Here is an 18,537-nt window from a genome sequence, read left to right as displayed (position 1 = left end):
GAGGGGGTAGCCGGCCGCCCGGGAACAGGGGGGGTAGTTCCGGGGCGGCCGCCTTGACCGGTGTGCCGCGCGCCCCGGGGGGTGTGGGGCGAGCGGCCATCCGATCGGTGAGGAGAACCGGAGCCCGAAGGTCCGGTGGTGTGCGCAAAGGCACGACCAGGCGCGAGCTGGGGAGGCCCTTGCCCGGGATCGCCCACGGTCTCCCGTGAGCGAGGTGTTTCTCTCATCTGTCAGAACCGTACGGCAGGAGGAGGGGTGGCCGACAGCGGGAACCCTATCCCGCCATCGGCCCCCCACACGTTCTTCACACGCCCCGACCGTTACTGGAGGTCACACTCCGGCGAAGGCCTCCTCCAGGAGGTCCAGGCCCTCGTTCAACAGGTCCTCGCCGATGACCAGCGGCGGCAGGAAGCGCAGCACGTTGCCGTAGGTGCCACAGGTCAGAACGAGCAGCCCCACCGAGTGACAGGCCTTGGCCAGGGCCGCCGTCGCCTCCGGGTTGGGGTCCTTGGTGCCCGACTTGACCAGCTCGACCGCGATCATCGCGCCGCGGCCCCGGATGTCGCCGATGATGTCGTACTTCTCCTGGACGGCCGTCAGCCGCGCCTTCATGATCTCCTCGATGCGCCGGGCCTTCGCGTTGAGGTCCAGCTCCTTCATCGTCTCGATGGAGCCGAGGGCGCCGGCGCAGGCCACCGGGTTGCCGCCGTACGTACCGCCGAGACCGCCCGAGTGCGCGGCGTCCATGATCTCGGCGCGGCCGGTCACCGCGGAGAGCGGCAGCCCGCCGGCGATGCCCTTGGCGGTGGTGATCAGGTCGGGGACGATGCCCTCGTCCTCGCACGCGAACCACTGGCCGGTGCGGCAGAAGCCGGACTGGATCTCGTCGGCCACGAAGACGATGCCGTTGTCCTCGGCGAACTGGGCGATGGCAGGCAGGAATCCCTTGGCCGGCTCGATGAAGCCGCCCTCACCGAGCACCGGCTCGATGATCACGGCGGCGACGTTCTCCGCGCCGATCTGCTTGTTGATCATGTCGATGGCCTGGGCGGACGCCTCGGCGCCCGCGTTCTCCGGACCGCTCGGCCAGCGGTAGCCGTACGCCACCGGCACCCGGTAGACCTCGGGTGCGAACGGGCCGAAGCCGTTCTTGTACGGCATGTTCTTCGAGGTCAGCGCCATCGTGAGGTTGGTGCGGCCGTGGTAGCCGTGGTCGAAGACCACGACCGCCTGGCGCTTGGTGTAGGCGCGGGCGATCTTCACGGCGTTCTCGACGGCCTCGGCGCCCGAGTTGAAGAGCGCCGACTTCTTGGCGTGGTCACCCGGGGTCAGCTCGGCGAGCCGCTCGCACACCTCGACGTAGCCCTCGTACGGGGTCACCATGAAACAGCTGTGGGTGAACTCGGCGAGCTGCGCGGACGCGCGGCGCACGACGGCCTCGGCGGACGCGCCCACGGAGGTCACGGCGATACCGGAACCGAAGTCGATGAGGCGGTTGCCGTCGACGTCCTCGACGATGCCGCCGCCCGCGCGGGTCGTGAAGACCGGCAGCACGGAGCCGACACCCGCGGCGACCGCGGCATTGCGACGGGCCTGCAGCTCCTGCGACTTCGGGCCGGGGATGGCGGTGACGACGCGGCGCTCCTGCGGAACAGCGGTCATGGGGGACTCCTGTGGGACGAAATCGGACGCTTCCTCTCACAGCAGGCTAGGGGCGCGGCCGAAACTGCGGCATGCTCCGTTCGGTAGTGGTCCGGTTGTGTCGTTGTCCGCGGCGGACATAGCAGCGTGATGACGCCCGGCAGCGGGCACGTGGCACTAGATTGAGGCGCACCGCACAAGGCAGACCTGGCTGGTCAGGGGGCAGGGGTCATGGACACCGAAGGCACATACGACGCACGCGGCACCCGGGGGGCCGATCCCGTGCCACGTCCCGCCGGGCCGCCGGCCGTGCCGCCACCGCCCGCCTACGCACCCGCGACAGGCCCGCTGCTCACCGACTGGCTGGACACCCCGCGCCACCGGGCGGGGCCCGGCGTCTGGGCCTACGGCCACGCGGAGCGCCCCGCGGAGTCGGAGGACGTACCCGGCCGCACGCTGCTCAGCGGAGCGGTCATCTCGTTGCTGGCCTGCGTGCTCGTCTGGTCCCTGTGGCGCAACGGCTACATCCCGTACTGGCGCGTCCCGCTGGAGCTCTTCACACCGGGGGACTGGTGGAGCCGCCAGCGCATGGGGGAGCCGGCGCCGGAGTCGGCGGAGACAGCCCTGGAGATCTACCGGTTCCTGATCGCGGGCGTCCTCCTCTACGGCTTCGGCCGGCTCGGCAACTGGCACGCCGCCTTCGACCGAGCCGTCGAGGGCCGGGGGCCGCGGGCCCGTGCGACGGCCGCCGCCGCCCTCGCGTTCCTCGTCTGGATGTTCGTGTGGACGGACACTCTGCCCGGATTCGACATGGTCTTCATGCTGGTCCCGCAGTCCTGGCTGAACGGCGGCGGTGACCATGTCGCGGCCGCCGCCGTGGCCTACTCGCTCTACGGGCTGATCACGCTGGCCGTGGTCTGGCCGTTCGCCAGGCTCGGCCGCTGGCGCGAGCTGGTGCGTCCGGGGCAGGTCCCGCACCAGCGCTCACCGCAGGAGCAGGCACAGACACCGGCCAGGGCGGCGGCCCCCGACCCGGCGGCCCCGGGGCCGGCAGACTGGCCCGAACTGCGCGCCCAGGGCCTCACCGAGCTCGCCGACCGGCTCTCCGACGAGGTGCGGTCCGGGCGGATGAACGACGTGGACTACACCCGGGTCCGCCGCGCCTGGCGCTCCGTCCAGGCGGACCCCACCCGGCTCGACTCCTTCACCGAAGCAGTGCGCCGGGCCGGCGCGGCCGCGTGCCTGCACCCCTCGGGCGCCCGCGACCTGCCGGTGCGTGCGGCCCGGCACGATCTGTTCGTACGCCAGGTCAGGCTCGGCACGGTCGATCCCGGCGAGCGCAATCCGTACGCCAGGCGCGGCAGCGGTCTCGCGCTCGAACCCGAACTGCTCGGAACCTCGCTGCTGGCCGTGGGGCCGCCCGGCGCGGGCAAGACCCGCGACCTGGTGCGTCCCGTGGTGGAGTCCCTCGCCCTCCAGGCGCTCGCGGGCCAGGCCGCGGTCATCGCGGTGGCGGCCGCGGGCACCCAGCTCGGTCCCGACGACGCGTACGACGTCGTGGTGAAGCTCGGCGACCCCTCCTCCGTCCACGACTTCGACCTCTACGGAGGCACCACCGACCCCGACGAGGCCGCCGCCGTACTCGCCGAGGCGTTCACCGGCGACCTCCCCGAGGTCGACAGTAGGCGTGCCGCCACCGCGCTCGCCCAACTGCTCGGCCCCTACCGGGCGGCTCACGGCCGGTTCCCCTCAGTGCCCGACCTGCGGGAACTCCTCGACGGGGTGCCGGCCGCGCTGGCGACCCTGCGTGAGGCACTCGACGCGGGCGGCCATTTCGGCCTGCAGCGCGAACTCGACGCCCGCGCCCGCCAGTCCGGGGCGCCGGGCGACCCGGGCCCCGCGCTCGCCGACCGTGTGGCCTCCCTCGACCGGCCCGCCTTCGCCGGGTTCTTCGACACGTCGGGTACGTCCAGGCCCTTCTCGCTGCGCTCGCTCGAACACCCCGTACGTGTCCGGATCGACCTTCCGGAACGGGCGCACGCAGAGGCGTCCCGGGTCCTGGCCCGTCTCGTCCTCGCCCAGTTCACCGCCAACGCGTCGGCCCGCGCCGACCGCTCGCTCTTCGCCTGCCTCGTCCTCGACGACGCGACCCGCACCATCACCGCTGACTCGGTTCGCTCCGTCCAGCGGCTGCGCTCGGCGCACGCGGGCGCCGTCCTCACGCTGCGCAGCCTGAGCGACGTACCGGACGAACTGCACACCGCGCTGCTGGGCGCGGTCGGCTGCCGGATGGCGTTCTCCGGGGTGACCACCTGGGAGGGCCGGTCGTTCGCCGAGGCATGGGGGACCGAGTGGGTGGAGACCAGGGACGTCACCCAGCGCACGGTCTTCGCCGACCAGCCGCTGACCCGCGCGATCCACTCCTTCCGCAAACTCGTCACGGGGAAGGCCGTGACGACGGACGCGGTCACTGTGCGGAAGGTCGAACGTGAGCGCTGGTCGGCCTCTGACCTGGCCCATTCCGTGCCCGCCGGACATGCGGTGCTCTCCCTGACGACGGTGCGCGGTGAGCACGCACCACCGCTCCTGGTGAATCTGCGCGGCTGATCCGGCGCGAGGACTCGTACGCCCTGGCAGAATTGTCTGAGCCGTTCATACGGGGCGGCGTAATTCTCACCCATTCTTCAGCCGAAAGTCCTACGGTCCCTCCATGCCGCCCACCCTTGCCTCGCTCGTCCACCACTCCACGCTCAAGCTGACCGTGCGTGCCGGGGAGGGCCGTCTCGAGACGCCGGTGCGCTGGGCGCATGTCAGCGAGCTGGCCGACCCCGTCCCGTACATGGAGGGCGGTGAGCTCCTCCTCATCACCGCCATGACTCTGGACACCGAGGACCAGGAGGCGATGCGCCGGTACGTGAGGCGGCTCGCCAAGGCCGGGGTCGTCGGACTCGGGTTCGCCGTCGGTGTCCACTACGACGACATCCCGCCCGCGCTGGTCGCCGCGGCCGAGGAGGAGGGCCTGCCGCTCCTGGAGGTACCCAGGCGTACGCCGTTCCTGGCCATCAGCAAGGCTGTCTCGGCTGCCATCGCCGCCGACCAGTACCGCTCGGTCACCGCCGGTTTCGAGGCCCAGCGCGAACTGACCAGGGCAGCGCTGAACGGTGACGGTCCCGGCGACCTCGTGGCGCGGCTCGCCGCTCACGTCAACGGCTGGGCCGCGCTGTACGACGCGGCCGGAGCCGTCGTGTCCGTCGCCCCCGAGTGGGCGGCGCGCCGCGCCGCACGGCTCACCCCGGACGTGGCCCGGCTCGGCGAGCGCCCCGCGCCCGCGAGCGCGGTGGTCGGCGGCTCCGACGACCGTGTCGAGCTGCAGTCCCTGGGCACCGGCCGCCGCCCGCACGGTGCGCTGGCCGTCGGCACGGGCACCACGCTGGGCACCGCCGAGCGGTACGCGGTGCACTCGGCCATCGCCCTGCTCACCCTGACGACCGAACGCTCCCGCGCCCTGCGGGCGGCCGAGGACCGGCTGGGGGCAGCGGTGCTGCGGATGCTGCTCGCCGGAGAGCCCGACCACGCGCGGACCGTCGCCGGGGATCTGTACAACGGACTGCTCGACGCCCCGTACCGTCTGCTCATCGCCGACGGTACGGCCGGCGCGCTCCAGGAACTGGCCGAGACCCTGGAGTCCGGGGCCTCCCGCGCGGGCGAGATGGTGCTTGTCGTACCCGAGGGCGAGCGCCTCGTCGTGCTCGCCACCGACGGCGGGGCCGCGGTCACGGCCTGCACGGAGTACGCCCAGCGGATGGAGGCCCGCCGTACCCAGACGGACGCCCGCCCCGGTGCCGGAGCCACGGGCGAGGAGGGCGAAGTCGTCGTCGGACAGTCCGCGCCGGCCGGCACCATCGCCGCCGCTTCCGCCTACCGCCAGGCCGAACAGGCGCTCTCGGTCGCCCGCCGCCGCGGCCGGGTCCTGGTCGAACACGAGGAACTGGCGACCGGGTCAGTGGTGCCGCTGCTCGCCGACGACGCCGTACGTGCCTTCGCCGACGGCATGCTGCGGCCGCTGCACGAGCACGACGCGACCGGCCGCGGTGACCTGGTGGCATCCCTGCGGGCCTGGCTCGCGCACCACGGGCAGTGGGACGCGGCAGCCGCCGACCTCGGGGTGCACCGGCACACGCTGCGGTACCGGATGCGGCGGGTGGAGGAGATCCTGGGGCGGTCCCTGGACGACCCGGACGTACGGATGGAGCTGTGGCTGGCGCTTAAGGCCACGAGCATGCCCTGACGGGGGCCCCGGAGGCCGGAGCGCCCGGCCGTCCCGGCCCACGACATTCCGGCGCCCCGGCGGCCCGCACCACTCCACGCCGGACAAACACAGCGCCGCCCCCGCACCCCTACCGTGGGAACACCAACCACCACCACGGAAGGGCCGGAACACATGACCTCCACCCACGCCTTCTGGCTCGCCGGCCGCCAGGCCACCGGCGATGACACCTTCGATGTCACCTCCCCCTGGGACGGCCGGCTCGTCGGCACGGTCGCCGTCCCGACCGACGCACAGGTCGAGGAGGCCGTCGCCGCCGCGCACGCGGTCCGGGACGAGTTCGCCGCGACGCCCGCCCACGTCCGCGCCGCCGCCCTGGACCACGTCTCGCGCCGCCTCGTCGAGCGCACGGAGGAGATCGCCCAGCTGATCACCGCCGAGAACGGCAAGCCGATCAAGTGGGCCCGCGGTGAAGTCGGCCGCGCCGTCTCGGTGTTCCGCTTCGCCGCCGAGGAGGCACGCCGCTACAACGGCGGTGAGGCGCAGCGCCTCGACACCGACGCGGGCGGGGCGGGGCGCCTCGCTCTGACGCGCCGGTTCCCGCGCGGCGTGGTCCTGGGCGTCGCGCCGTTCAACTTCCCGCTCAACCTGTGCGCCCACAAGATCGCCCCCGCCATCGCGGTCGGTGCGCCGATCATCCTCAAGCCCGCGCCCGCGACCCCGCTCTCGGGGCTCGTCCTGGGCGAGCTGCTGGCCGAGACCGAGCTGCCCGCCGGCTCCTGGTCGGTGCTGCCGGTCGGCAACGACCGGATGCCCGCCCTCGTCCAGGACGAGCGGCTCCCGGTCATCTCCTTCACCGGGTCCGACAAGGTCGGCTTCTCGATCATGGACTCGGTCCCGCGCAAGCACATCACCCTGGAGCTCGGCGGGAACGGCGCCGCCGTGGTGCTCGCCGACTACGCGTCCGAGAAGGACCTCGACTGGGCCGCCACGCGCATCGCGACCTTCTCGAACTACCAGGGCGGCCAGTCCTGCATCTCGGTGCAGCGCGTGATCGCGGATGCCTCGGTGTACGACCGGCTCGTCCCGAAGATCGTCGACGCCGTGGCACAGCAGACCACCGGTGACCCCGCCGACGCGGCCACGGATGTCGGCCCGCTCGTCAGCGAGGACGCGGCCAGGCGGGTCGAGTCCTGGGTCGACGAGGCGGTACAGGCAGGTGCCAAGGTGCTCGCGGGCGGCTCACGGGACGGCGCGAGCTATGCGCCGACCGTGCTCGCGGACGTCCCCGCGGACACCACGGTGGCCCGCGAGGAGATCTTCGGCCCGGTTCTCACGCTCACCAGGGTCGAGGGCGAGGCGGAGGCGTTCGCCGCCGTCAACGACTCCAAGTACGGCCTCCAGGCCGGCGTGTTCACGCACGACGTGCAGACGGCGTTCCGCGCCCACAGCGGCCTTGAGGTCGGCGGCGTGATCGTCGGCGACGTCCCCTCGTACCGCGCGGACCAGATGCCGTACGGCGGCGCCAAGCAGTCAGGCGTCGGCCGCGAGGGCGTGCGCTTCGCGATGGAGGACTACACCTACGAGCGGGTCATGGTCCTCACGGGACTCGCGCTCTGAACCGCGGAACCGGACCGCACCGCCGGGCCTGAACCGACGGGGCCTGAACCGGCCCCGCACCGGGGAGCCGATCAGACCCGATCGGACGCACTCGTCCCCGCCCGGCCACCCCTCGCCCACGCGAGGGGTGGCCGCGGTGCGTGGAATGGGGTACATACGGACGAGTAGCGACGAGTAGCACCGCCTGACCGCGGGCAGGTGTGTCCACCCGACATCGGCGGTGAGGAGTACCCCTCATGACCGCACCACTCGACAAGCCCAGGGTGACCGAGCGCGAAGCGCGCCAGGTCGCCGAAGCCGCCCGTGAGCAGGACTGGCGGAAACCGAGCTTCGCCAAGGAGCTGTTCCTCGGCCGCTTCCGGCTCGATCTGATCCACCCGCATCCCCTGCCCGACGGCGAGGACGCCCGGCGCGGCGAGGCCTTCCTGGCGAAGCTGCGCACCTTCTGCGAGACCCGGATCGACGGGGCGCTGATCGAGCGCGAGGCCCGGATCCCCGACGAGACGGTCAACGGGCTCAAGGAGCTCGGCGCTCTCGGCATGAAGATCGACATCAAGTACGGCGGCCTCGGCCTCACCCAGGTGTACTACAACAGGGCGCTCTCGCTGGTCGGTTCGGCCAGCCCGGCCGTGGGCGCGCTGCTCTCCGCCCACCAGTCGATCGGTGTCCCGCAGCCGCTGAAGCAGTTCGGCACCCAGGAGCAGAAGGACACCTTCCTGCCCCGGCTGGCCCGCACCGACATCTCCGCATTCCTGCTGACCGAACCCGACGTGGGCTCCGACCCGGCCCGGCTGGCCACATCCGCGGTCAGGGACGGCGACGACTACGTTCTCGACGGGGTGAAGCTCTGGACGACCAACGGCGTCGTCGCGGACCTGCTCGTCGTGATGGCCCGGGTGCCGAAGACGGGTGACAGCAAGGACAGCAAGGGTGGCATCACGGCCTTCATCGTCGAGGCCGATTCCCCGGGCATCACCGTCGAGAACCGCAACGCCTTCATGGGCCTGCGCGGCCTGGAGAACGGCGTCACCCGCTTCCACCAGGTCCGGGTCCCGGCGGCGAACCGGATCGGCCCGGAGGGCGCCGGACTCAAGATCGCCCTGACCACCCTCAACACGGGCCGGCTCTCGCTGCCCGCGATGTGCGTCGGCGCGGGCAAATGGTGCCTGAAGACCGCCCGCGAGTGGTCGGCCGAGCGGGAGCAGTGGGGCAGGCCCGTCGCCCGGCACGAAGCTGTCGGCGCCAAGATCTCCTTCATCGCCGCGACCACCTTCGCCCTCGAAGCGGTCGTGGACCTCTCGTCCCAGATGGCCGACGAGGACCGCAACGACATCCGCATCGAGGCGGCGCTCGCCAAGCTGTACGGGTCCGAGATGGGCTGGCTGATCGCCGACGAACTGGTCCAGATCCGCGGCGGCCGCGGCTTCGAGACGGCCGATTCCCTCGCTGCCCGCGGCGAACGGCCGGTGCCCGCCGAGCAGATGCTCAGGGACATGCGCATCAACCGCATCTTCGAGGGCTCGACGGAGATCATGCATCTGCTGATCGCCCGGGAGGCCGTCGACGCCCACCTCTCCGTCGCAGGGGCTCTGATCGACCCGGACACGACCCTGCAGGACAAGGCGAAGGCGGGTGCGCAGGCGAGCGCGTTCTACGCCCGCTGGCTGCCGAAGCTCGTCGCGGGGCCCGGACAGCTGCCGGGCAGCTACGCGGCGTTCCACCCGGCCGGGCATCCCGACCTCTCCGTGCATCTGCGCCACGTCGAGCGCTCGTCCCGCAAGCTCGCCCGCTCGACCTTCTACGCCATGTCGCGCTGGCAGGGAAAGATGGAGACGAAGCAGGGCTTCCTCGGCCGCATCGTCGACATCGGCGCCGAGCTCTTCGCGATGAGCGCCGCCTGTGTGCGGGCCGAACTGCTGCGGTCGACGGACGACCACGGCCGGGAGGCCTACCAGCTGGCCGACGCCTTCTGCCGGCAGGCCCGCCTCCGGGTCGACGAGCTCTTCGGCCGGCTCTGGGCGAACACCGACGACCTGGACCACAAGGTCGTGTCCGGCGTCCTCGCCGGCACGTACACCTGGCTGGAACAGGGCATCGTCGACCCCTCGGGCGAAGGCCCCTGGATCGCCGACGCGACCCCCGGCCCCTCCACGGCGGACAACGTCCACCGCCGTATCCGCTGATCCCCGGCGGGGCGTCCCCGGGCCCGGCCCGGGGAAGCCCCGCCCCGGCGGCGTTCGCGGGTACACGGCAGAATGTCCGCCCGTGACCGTGACAGAAATCCCCGGCTCCAAGTCCGTGACCGCCCGCGCCCTTTTCCTGGCCGCCGCGGCCGAGGGCACCACCACACTCCTGCGCCCCCTGGTCTCCGACGACACCGAGGGTTTCGCCGAGGGCCTGACCCGGCTCGGATACGTGGTGGAGCGCGGGCCGGACTCCTGGCGGATCGAGGGCCGCCCGGCCGGGCCCGGCACGGCCGACGCCGATGTCTACTGCCGGGACGGAGCCACCACCGCCCGCTTCCTGCCCGCCCTCGCCGCCGCGGGCCGGGCGTATCCGGCGGGCCCCTCGGGCACCGGGGGAGGCACCTACCGCTTCGACGCCTCGGCCCAGATGCGCCGCCGGCCACTGGCCCCGCTCACCCGCGCGCTGCAGGAACTGGGTGTCGACCTCCGCCACGAGGAGGCCGACGGCCACCACCCGCTGCGGATCGTGGCCCGCGGCATCGAGGGCGGCGAACTGACCCTCGACGCCGGCCAGTCGTCGCAGTACCTCACCGCGCTGCTGATGCTCGGCCCGCTCACCCGCACCGGGCTGCGCATCACCGTCACGGACCTCGTCTCAGCCCCGTACATCGAGATCACCCTCGCGATGATGCGCAGCTTCGGCGTCGATGTGGCCCGTGAGGGGAATGTGTTCTCGGTGCCGCCGGGCGGCTACCGCGCCACCGACTACGCCATCGAGCCCGACGCATCCACGGCGAGCTACTTCTTCGCCGCTGCCGCCGTCACCGGCCGCACGGTCACCGTGCCGGGCCTCGGCGAAGGCGCGCTCCAGGGCGACCTCCGCTTCGCCGGTGTACTCAGCAGGATGGGCGCCGACGTCCGTACGACCGCGAGCGGGACCACGGTCACCGGTCCCGGAACGCTCGGCGGTCTCACGGTGAACATGCGTGACATCTCCGACACCATGCCGACCCTGGCCGCCATCGCCCCCTACGCGTCGGGACCGGTCCGGATCGAGGACGTCGGCAACACCCGGGTGAAGGAGTGCGACCGGCTGGAGGCGTGTGCCCAGAACCTGCGCGCGCTCGGCATCGAGGCCGTCACCGGCCCCGACTGGATCGAGATCCGGCCGGGCACGCCGGGCCCCGCCCTGATCCGCACGCACGGCGACCACCGCATCGTGATGTCCTTCGCGGTCACCGGTCTGCGCACGCCCGGCATCACCTTCGACGACCCCGGCTGCGTACGGAAGACCTTCCCCGGCTTCCACCAGGCCTTCGCTGAGCTCCGGCGCTCCTTGTGACGTGCGCCCGCCGCGGGGAAAGGGGCCGGTGCCGCGGCCGGGCGGAGCACCGGCGTCCGGGCACGCCGGGACACACCGCTGACACCCGATCCGGGGCTCACTGTCCTGACGGCGGACCGATGCGGCAACAATGGGGGTCATGAGCGACAGCCCTGCCATCCTCGCCGACCCGCACATCGTCTTCGACCCCGTCGAGGGACGCCGGGACATCGTCGTCCTCGGCTCGACCGGGTCCATCGGCACCCAGGCCATCGACCTGGTGCTGCGCAACCCCGACCGCTTCCGGGTGACGGCGCTCTCCGCCGCCGGCGGGCGGGTCGCCCTGCTCGCCGAGCAGGCGCGCCGACTCGGTGTCCGTACTGTCGCTGTCGCCCGTGAGGACGCCGTGCCCGCACTCCGCGAGGCGCTGAAGGGCGAGTACGGGTCCGGCCGGCTGCCGGAGATCCTGGCGGGGCCGGAGGCCGCGAGCGACCTCGCCGCATCGGACTGTCACACCGTGCTCAACGGCATCACCGGCTCGATCGGTCTCGCGCCCACCCTCGCCGCGCTGACCGCGGGCCGCACCCTGGCCCTCGCCAACAAGGAGTCGCTGATCGTCGGCGGCCCGCTGGTGAAGGCGCTGGCGAAGCCGGGCCAGATCATCCCGGTCGACTCCGAACACGCCGCACTCTTCCAGGCGCTGGCGTCGGGGAAGCGCGCGGACGTGCGCAAGCTGATCGTGACGGCGTCCGGCGGGCCCTTCCGGGGGCGTACCAGGGCCGAGCTGGCGGACGTCACCCCCGACGCGGCCCTCGCACACCCGACCTGGGCCATGGGCCCGGTGATCACGGTGAACTCGGCGACCCTGGTGAACAAGGGGCTGGAGGTCATCGAGGCGCATCTCCTGTACGACGTCCCGTTCGACCGCATCGAGGTCGTCGTGCACCCCCAGTCGTACGTCCACTCCATGGTCGAGTTCACCGACGGCTCGACCATCGCGCAGGCCACCCCGCCCGACATGAGCGGCCCGATCGCCGTCGGGCTCGGCTGGCCGCAGCGCGTCCCGGACGCCGCACCCGCCTTCGACTGGACGAAGGCGTCCAGCTGGGAGTTCTTCCCGCTGGACACCGAGGCCTTCCCGTCGGTCGGCCTGGCCCGGCACGTGGGGGCCCTGGGCGGCACGGCCCCCGCGGTCTTCAACGCGGCGAACGAGGAGTGCGTCGACGCCTTCCTCGCCGGAAAGCTGCCGTTCAACGGGATTATGGATACGGTCACCGCAGTCGTGGCCGAGCATGGCGAGCCCCCCGCGGGAACTTCTCTGACGGTCGCGGACGTCCTGCAAGCGGAGACCTGGGCACGAGCTCGGGCCCGTGAACTCGCCCAGAAGGCCACAGCGGAGGCCCGCGCATGAACACGATCGTGTTGACGGTCATCGGCATCGTCATCTTTGTCTTCGGGCTGCTTTTCTCGATCGCCTGGCACGAGCTCGGCCATCTCTCGACGGCGAAGCTCTTCGGCATCCGGGTACCGCAGTACATGGTCGGTTTCGGACCGACCATCTGGTCACGGAAGAAGGGCGACACCGAGTACGGGTTCAAGGCGATCCCGGCCGGCGGCTACATCCGCATGATCGGGATGTTCCCGCCGGGCCCCGACGGGCGGATCGAATCCCGGTCCACCTCACCGTGGCGTTCCATGGTCGAGGACGCCAGGTCCGCCGCGTTCGAGGAGCTGGAGGAAGGTGACGAGGAGCGGCTGTTCTACACGCGCAAGCCGTGGAAGCGCGTCATCGTGATGTTCGCCGGCCCCTTCATGAACCTGATCCTCGCTGTCGTGATCTTCGTCGGGGTCGCGATGTCGTTCGGCTTCGAGACCCAGACCACGCAGGTCGCGGGTGTGCAGAAGTGCGTGATCTCGCAGAGCGAGAAGCGCCAGACCTGCGAGAAGGGCGACCCGGTCTCGCCCGCCAGAGCCGCGGGCCTCAAGGAGGGCGACAAGATCGTCGCGTTCGACGGGGCGAAGGTCTCCACCTGGGCCGACCTGTCGAACCACATCCGCGACACCATCGGCCCGGCGACGATCACCGTCGTACGCGACGGCGAGCAGCAGACCCTGCACGCCAAGCTGGCCAAGAACATGGTGGCCCGGAAGGACTCCAACGGGGACGTCGTCCCCGACAAGTACGTACCGGCCGGCTACCTCGGCTTCGCCGCGCAGACCGAGATCAAGCCCCTGTCCTTCGGCTCGTCCGTGGGCCGGATGGGCGACATGGTGGCCAACGGCGTCGACTCGATCGTCGCGATGCCGTCCAAGATCCCGGACCTCTGGAACGCCGCGTTCGACGGCGGTGAGCGCAAGGCCGACTCGCCGGTCGGAGTGGTCGGCGCGGCCAGGATCGGCGGCGAGGTGATGACGCTGCACGTGCCCGCCCAGAACCAGCTGGCGATGATGCTGTTCCTGCTGGCCGGCTTCAACCTCTCGCTGTTCCTGTTCAACATGCTGCCGCTGCTGCCCCTGGACGGCGGGCACATCGCGGGGGCGCTGTGGGAGGCGCTGCGGCGCAATCTGGCCAAGGTCTTCAAGCGGCCCGACCCGGGCCCGTTCGATGTCGCCAAGCTGATGCCGGTGGCCTACGTCGTCGCCGGGGTCTTCGTCTGCTTCACCCTGCTCGTGCTGGTGGCCGACATCGTGAACCCGGTCAAAATCACCTGAGAGGGACCGCGAGCGGGCGGCCGCACACCCTTGGTGTGCGGCCGCTCACCTTCGGGTGGTTTACGGGCGCGGGTGTTCGTGTGCTGCCCCGCGTGACGTAATCTCGGTGGCCGAAGCCCGTTGATTCCGGGACCTCGATCCACACCCTTGGGGATGCACTGCGCATGACTGCGATTTCTCTCGGAATGCCGGACGTTCCGACCAAGCTCGCCGACCGGAGGATCAGCCGCAAGATCCAGGTCGGCACGGTGGCCGTCGGCGGAGACGCACCCGTCTCCGTGCAGTCGATGACCACGACGCGGACCTCGGACATCGGGGCGACGCTTCAGCAGATCGCGGAACTGACGGCGTCGGGCTGCCAGATCGTGCGAGTGGCCTGTCCGACGCAGGACGACGCGGACGCGCTGGCGACGATCGCGAAGAAGTCGCAGATCCCGGTCATCGCCGATATCCACTTCCAGCCGAAGTACGTCTTCGCCGCGATCGACGCCGGGTGTGCCGCGGTGCGCGTCAATCCGGGCAACATCAAGCAGTTCGACGACAAGGTGAAGGAGATCGCGCTGGCGGCATCCGACGCCGGCACGCCGATCCGGATCGGCGTGAACGCGGGCTCGCTCGACGCGCGTCTGCTGAAGAAGTACGGCAAGGCGACCCCCGAGGCGCTGGTCGAGTCGGCGCTCTGGGAGGCGTCGCTCTTCGAGGAGCACGGCTTCCGCGACATCAAGATCTCGGTCAAGCACAACGACCCGGTGGTCATGGTCAACGCCTACCGGCAGCTGGCCGCGCAGTCCGACTACCCGCTGCACCTGGGAGTCACCGAGGCGGGGCCCGCCTTCCAGGGGACCATCAAGTCCGCCGTCGCCTTCGGCGCGCTGCTCAGCGAAGGCATCGGCGACACGATCCGGGTCTCGCTCTCCGCGCCGCCCGCCGAAGAGGTCAAGGTCGGCATCCAGATCCTGGAGTCCCTCAACCTCAAGCAGCGCCGGCTGGAAATCGTCTCCTGCCCCTCCTGCGGCCGGGCCCAGGTCGATGTGTACAAGCTGGCCGACCAGGTCTCCGCCGGGCTCGAAGGCATGGAGGTCCCGCTGCGCGTCGCCGTGATGGGCTGCGTCGTCAACGGTCCGGGCGAGGCGCGTGAGGCCGACCTCGGTGTGGCGTCCGGCAACGGCAAGGGGCAGATCTTCGTGAAGGGCGAGGTCATCAAGACCGTCCCGGAGTCGAAGATCGTGGAGACCCTCATCGAAGAGGCCATGAAGATCGCCGAGCAGATGGAACGGGACGGCATCGCATCGGGCGAGCCCGCGGTCTCCGTCAGCTGATCCGCGTCGAAGGCGCGCGGGACGGGACCTGCCCCGCGGGCAGCGTCCTCTCCCGCGCGAGCGGTGCTGCGATCCATCTCCGGGTACAGTTCGGAGACCAGCAGACCGTGTGACTGCGCCCCGAGGGGCTTCTCGCGGTACGCGACGGCCGAGCCACGGCCGACGCCGGACAGACGCGCTTGCAACGCTAGCAAGAAGCGCGATGCCGTGACATTGCCCCGAAGGAGCGTTGGAGCGACCCTTGTGTTGACGCAGACCACCACCCGGGTCCTCGAACCCGGCGAACTCGACGCGGCGCTGGCGATCCTGCACAGCGATCCCGTCGTCAACGCCTTCGTGACGTCCCGTGTCCAGGTCGCCGGACTCGACCCCTGGCGGCTCGGCGGTGAGATGTGGGGCTGGTACACCGGGGGACGGCTCCGCTCGCTCTGCTACTCGGGCGCCAACCTCGTACCCATCTGCGCCGGGCCCGACGCCGTACGCGCCTTCGCCGAACGCGCCCGCCGGGCCGGCCGCCGCTGCTCCTCCATCGTCGGCCCCGCCGAGGCCACCGCACTGCTGTGGCAGCTGCTCGAACCGAGCTGGGGACCCGCCCGCGACGTCCGCCCCAACCAGCCGCTGATGACCACCGAGCAGCAGTCGCCCGACGTCGCGCCCGACCCCCTCGTCCGCCGTATCCGCAAGGACGAGCTGGAAGTGGTCATGCCCGCCTGCGTGGCCATGTTCACCGAGGAGGTCGGCGTCTCCCCGATGGCCGGGGACGGCGGACTTCTCTACCAGGCCCGCGTCGCCGAACTGGTCGGCTCCGGCCGCTCCTTCGCCCGCATCGAGGACGGCAGAGTCGTCTTCAAGGCCGAGATCGGCGCCGCCACCACCCGGGCCTGCCAGATCCAGGGCGTCTGGGTCGCCCCCGAACACCGCGGCCGCGGGCTCTCCGAGACGGGCATGGCCGCCGTCCTGCGCTACGCGCTCGCCGATGTCGCCCCCGTGGTGAGTCTGTACGTCAACGACTTCAACTCCGCCGCGCGCGCCTCGTACCGCAGGGTCGGCTTCCGCGAGGTCGGAGCCTTCATGAGCGTCCTGTTCTGACGCCCGGGTTCTGAGGCTAGGGTGCCGACCATGGATGACGCAGTGGTCGGACCGGTCGATCTCGCCGGACGAGTGGACGAGGCGCTGGCCGTGCAGGCCGTCGCGTTCGGCCTCAGCGAGGCCGAGGTCGCCGTACGCCGCCACATCGTGCTGCGTCATCTGCAGAACCCCGGCGCCCGCGCGCTCGGTGCGACGGCGCCCGGCGGCCGCCTGGTCGGCTTCGTGTACGGGATGCCCAACAGCCGCGCCCACTGGTGGTCCACGGTCGTCGAACCGTATCTGCGCGGGACCGGATCCGACTTCTGGCTCGACGACTCCTTCGTCATCACCGAACTGCACGTCCACCCCGACTACCAGGGCCGGGGCACCGGGCGCAGCCTGATCACCACGATCACCGACAGCGCCGCGGAACCCCGGTCGATCCTCTCGGCCATCGACCGGGAGAGCCCGGCCCGCTGCCTCTACCGCTCACTCGGGTACACCGACCTCGCCCGGCAGGTCCACTTCCCCAGCGCGGGAATGCCGTACGCGGTGATGGGCGCCCCGCTCCCGCTGCTCCACCCCGGTCCCACAACCGATTTCCGCCCGCCCGCCGGGCACGGTTAACCTCCTGACATCACTTACGGGGGTCCGGGGGGCGTCCCCCGGAAAACACAGCCAAGCAGGAGAGTCACCATGGCCCAGGTCCAGCGCATGTCCCGGTTGATGGTCAAGACCTTGCGCGACGACCCGGCGGACGCGGAGACGCTCAGCCACAAGCTCCTGGTCCGCGCCGGTTACGTACGCCGCAACGCGGCCGGGATCTGGACCTGGCTGCCGCTGGGCAAGAAGGTCCTGGACAACGTCTCGCGCGTCGTACGCGAGGAGATGGACGGCATCGGCGCCCAGGAGGTCCTGCTGCCCGCGCTGCTCCCCAAGGAGCCCTACGAGGCGTCGGGCCGCTGGGACGAGTACGGCGACCTGCTCTTCCGCCTCAAGGACCGCAAGGGCGCCGACTACCTCCTCGGCCCGACGCACGAGGAGATCTTCACCCAGACCGTCAAGGACCAGTGCACGTCCTACAAGGACCTGCCGGTGATGCTCTACCAGATCCAGACGAAGTACCGGGACGAGGCGCGTCCGCGCTCGGGCGTGCTGCGCGGCCGTGAGTTCCACATGAAGGACTCGTACTCCTTCGACACCACGGACGAGGGACTGGCCGAGTCCTACCGGCTGCACCGCGAGGCGTACATCAGGATCTTCCGGCGCCTCGGTCTCGACCACCGCATCGTGTCCGCAGTCTCCGGCGCCATGGGCGGCTCGGCCTCCGAGGAGTTCCTCGCACCGGCCGCCGCCGGTGAGGACACCTTCGCCGACTGCCCGCAGTGCGACTACGCGGCCAACACCGAGGCGGTCACCTTCACCGCCCCCGCCGCCCAGAGCGCGGAGTACGGCGCCGTCGAGGAGCTGGACACCCCGGACACCCCGACGATCGAGACGCTGGCGGCGCATCTGGGCGTCCCCGCCTCGGCCACCCTCAAGAACCTGCTCGTGAAGGTCGACGGCGAGATCGTCGCGGTCGGTGTGCCCGGCCACCGAGAGGTGGATCTCGGCAAGCTGGGTGAGCACCTGGCCCCGGCCGTGGTCGAGCTCGTCACCGCCGAGGACTTCGAGGGCCGCCCCGACCTGGTACGCGGCTACGTCGGCCCGCAGGGCCTGGAGAAGGTCCGCTACATCGCCGACCCTCGGGTCGCGGCCGGCACCGCCTGGATCACCGGCGCCAACAAGCCCGGCAAGCACGCGCGCAACGTCGTCGCCGGACGCGACTTCGAGGTGGACGACTACCTCGACGTGGTGGTCGTCGAGGCGGGCGACCCCTGCCCCTCCTGTGGTACCGGCCTCAACTTGGACCGGGCGATCGAGATCGGCCACATCTTCCAGCTGGGCCGCAAGTACGCCGACACCTTCCAGCTCGACGTGCTGGGCCAGCAGGGCAAGCCGGTGCGGGTCACCATGGGCTCGTACGGCATCGGCGTCTCCCGCGCCGTGGCGGCGCTCGCCGAGCAGTCCGCGGACGACAAGGGGCTGTGCTGGCCCAGCGAAGTCGCTCCGGCCGACGTGCACGTCGTGGCGGCGGGCAAGGCGCTGCAGACCGAACTGGCCCTGGACGTGGCCGAGAAGCTCGGCGCCGCCGGTCTGCGGGTGCTGGTCGACGACCGCGCAGGGGTCTCTCCCGGCGTGAAGTTCACCGACTCCGAGCTGATCGGTGTCCCGCAGATCCTCGTCGCCGGACGGCGGGCGGCTGACGGCGTCCTAGAACTCAAGGACCGGCGCACCGGTGAGCGCGAGGAGCTCACGGTGGCCGAGGCGATCAGCCGGCTCGCGGGCTGAGGGGTCGCGGGC

At 71.4% G+C, this 18,537-nt stretch carries 12 protein-coding genes; 11 read left to right on the top strand and 1 reads right to left on the bottom strand.

Annotation, left to right across the window (positions count from 1 at the left end; all coding sequences use genetic code 11):
- Positions 1-330: 330 nt before the first annotated feature.
- A complete protein-coding gene (gene gabT / locus OG584_RS08425) occupies positions 331-1,662 on the bottom strand; it encodes a 4-aminobutyrate--2-oxoglutarate transaminase (protein ID WP_405776626.1) in 1,332 nt (443 codons plus the stop codon).
- 210 nt (positions 1,663-1,872) lie between these two features.
- On the opposite strand from gabT, the gene OG584_RS08420 reads away from it, so the two are divergent.
- From OG584_RS08420 to OG584_RS08370, 11 genes are all read left to right on the top strand, one after another.
- A complete protein-coding gene (locus OG584_RS08420; RefSeq protein WP_405776624.1) occupies positions 1,873-4,248 on the top strand; it encodes an ATP/GTP-binding protein in 2,376 nt (791 codons plus the stop codon).
- Between the two features lie 103 nt (positions 4,249-4,351).
- Positions 4,352-5,929, top strand: coding sequence for a PucR family transcriptional regulator (locus OG584_RS08415; protein WP_405776622.1), 1,578 nt, complete (start codon positions 4,352-4,354; stop codon positions 5,927-5,929).
- Between the two features lie 153 nt (positions 5,930-6,082).
- A complete protein-coding gene (locus tag OG584_RS08410; protein ID WP_405776620.1) occupies positions 6,083-7,528 on the top strand; it encodes an aldehyde dehydrogenase family protein in 1,446 nt (481 codons plus the stop codon).
- 236 nt (positions 7,529-7,764) lie between these two features.
- Entirely contained in the window at positions 7,765-9,711 is a 1,947-nt protein-coding gene (locus OG584_RS08405; protein ID WP_405776618.1) for an acyl-CoA dehydrogenase family protein, read from the top strand.
- 82 nt (positions 9,712-9,793) lie between these two features.
- Positions 9,794-11,056, top strand: a complete 1,263-nt coding sequence (gene aroA / locus OG584_RS08400; protein WP_405776616.1) for a 3-phosphoshikimate 1-carboxyvinyltransferase — start codon at positions 9,794-9,796, stop codon at positions 11,054-11,056.
- A 130-nt stretch (positions 11,057-11,186) separates the two neighbouring features.
- Positions 11,187-12,446 (top strand): 1-deoxy-D-xylulose-5-phosphate reductoisomerase, encoded by a 1,260-nt coding sequence (gene dxr, locus OG584_RS08395; RefSeq protein ID WP_405776614.1) that lies wholly within the window; start codon positions 11,187-11,189, stop codon positions 12,444-12,446.
- Positions 12,443-13,747 (top strand): M50 family metallopeptidase, encoded by a 1,305-nt coding sequence (locus OG584_RS08390; protein WP_405776612.1) that lies wholly within the window; start codon positions 12,443-12,445, stop codon positions 13,745-13,747. The genes dxr and OG584_RS08390 overlap by 4 nt, the downstream gene beginning before the upstream one ends.
- Positions 13,748-13,911: 164 nt before the next feature.
- Entirely contained in the window at positions 13,912-15,066 is a 1,155-nt protein-coding gene (gene ispG, locus OG584_RS08385; RefSeq protein ID WP_405776610.1) for a flavodoxin-dependent (E)-4-hydroxy-3-methylbut-2-enyl-diphosphate synthase, read from the top strand.
- Positions 15,067-15,309: 243 nt separating this feature from the next.
- Positions 15,310-16,155, top strand: coding sequence for a GNAT family N-acetyltransferase (locus OG584_RS08380; RefSeq protein WP_405776608.1), 846 nt, complete (start codon positions 15,310-15,312; stop codon positions 16,153-16,155).
- Between the two features lie 30 nt (positions 16,156-16,185).
- The gene (locus OG584_RS08375; protein ID WP_405776606.1) at positions 16,186-16,761 is read left to right on the top strand and encodes a GNAT family N-acetyltransferase; all 576 of its coding nucleotides are present in this window, start codon (positions 16,186-16,188) and stop codon (positions 16,759-16,761) included.
- Positions 16,762-16,830: 69 nt separating this feature from the next.
- Positions 16,831-18,525, top strand: coding sequence for a proline--tRNA ligase (locus tag OG584_RS08370; protein ID WP_405776604.1), 1,695 nt, complete (start codon positions 16,831-16,833; stop codon positions 18,523-18,525).
- The last annotated feature ends 12 nt before the right edge of the window (positions 18,526-18,537 follow it).

This window comes from Streptomyces sp. NBC_00859 (assembly GCF_045161865.1).
In the GTDB taxonomy this organism is placed as follows: Bacteria; Actinomycetota; Actinomycetes; order Streptomycetales; family Streptomycetaceae; genus Streptomyces.
This window is presented reverse-complemented; position numbering and strand designations above follow the sequence as displayed.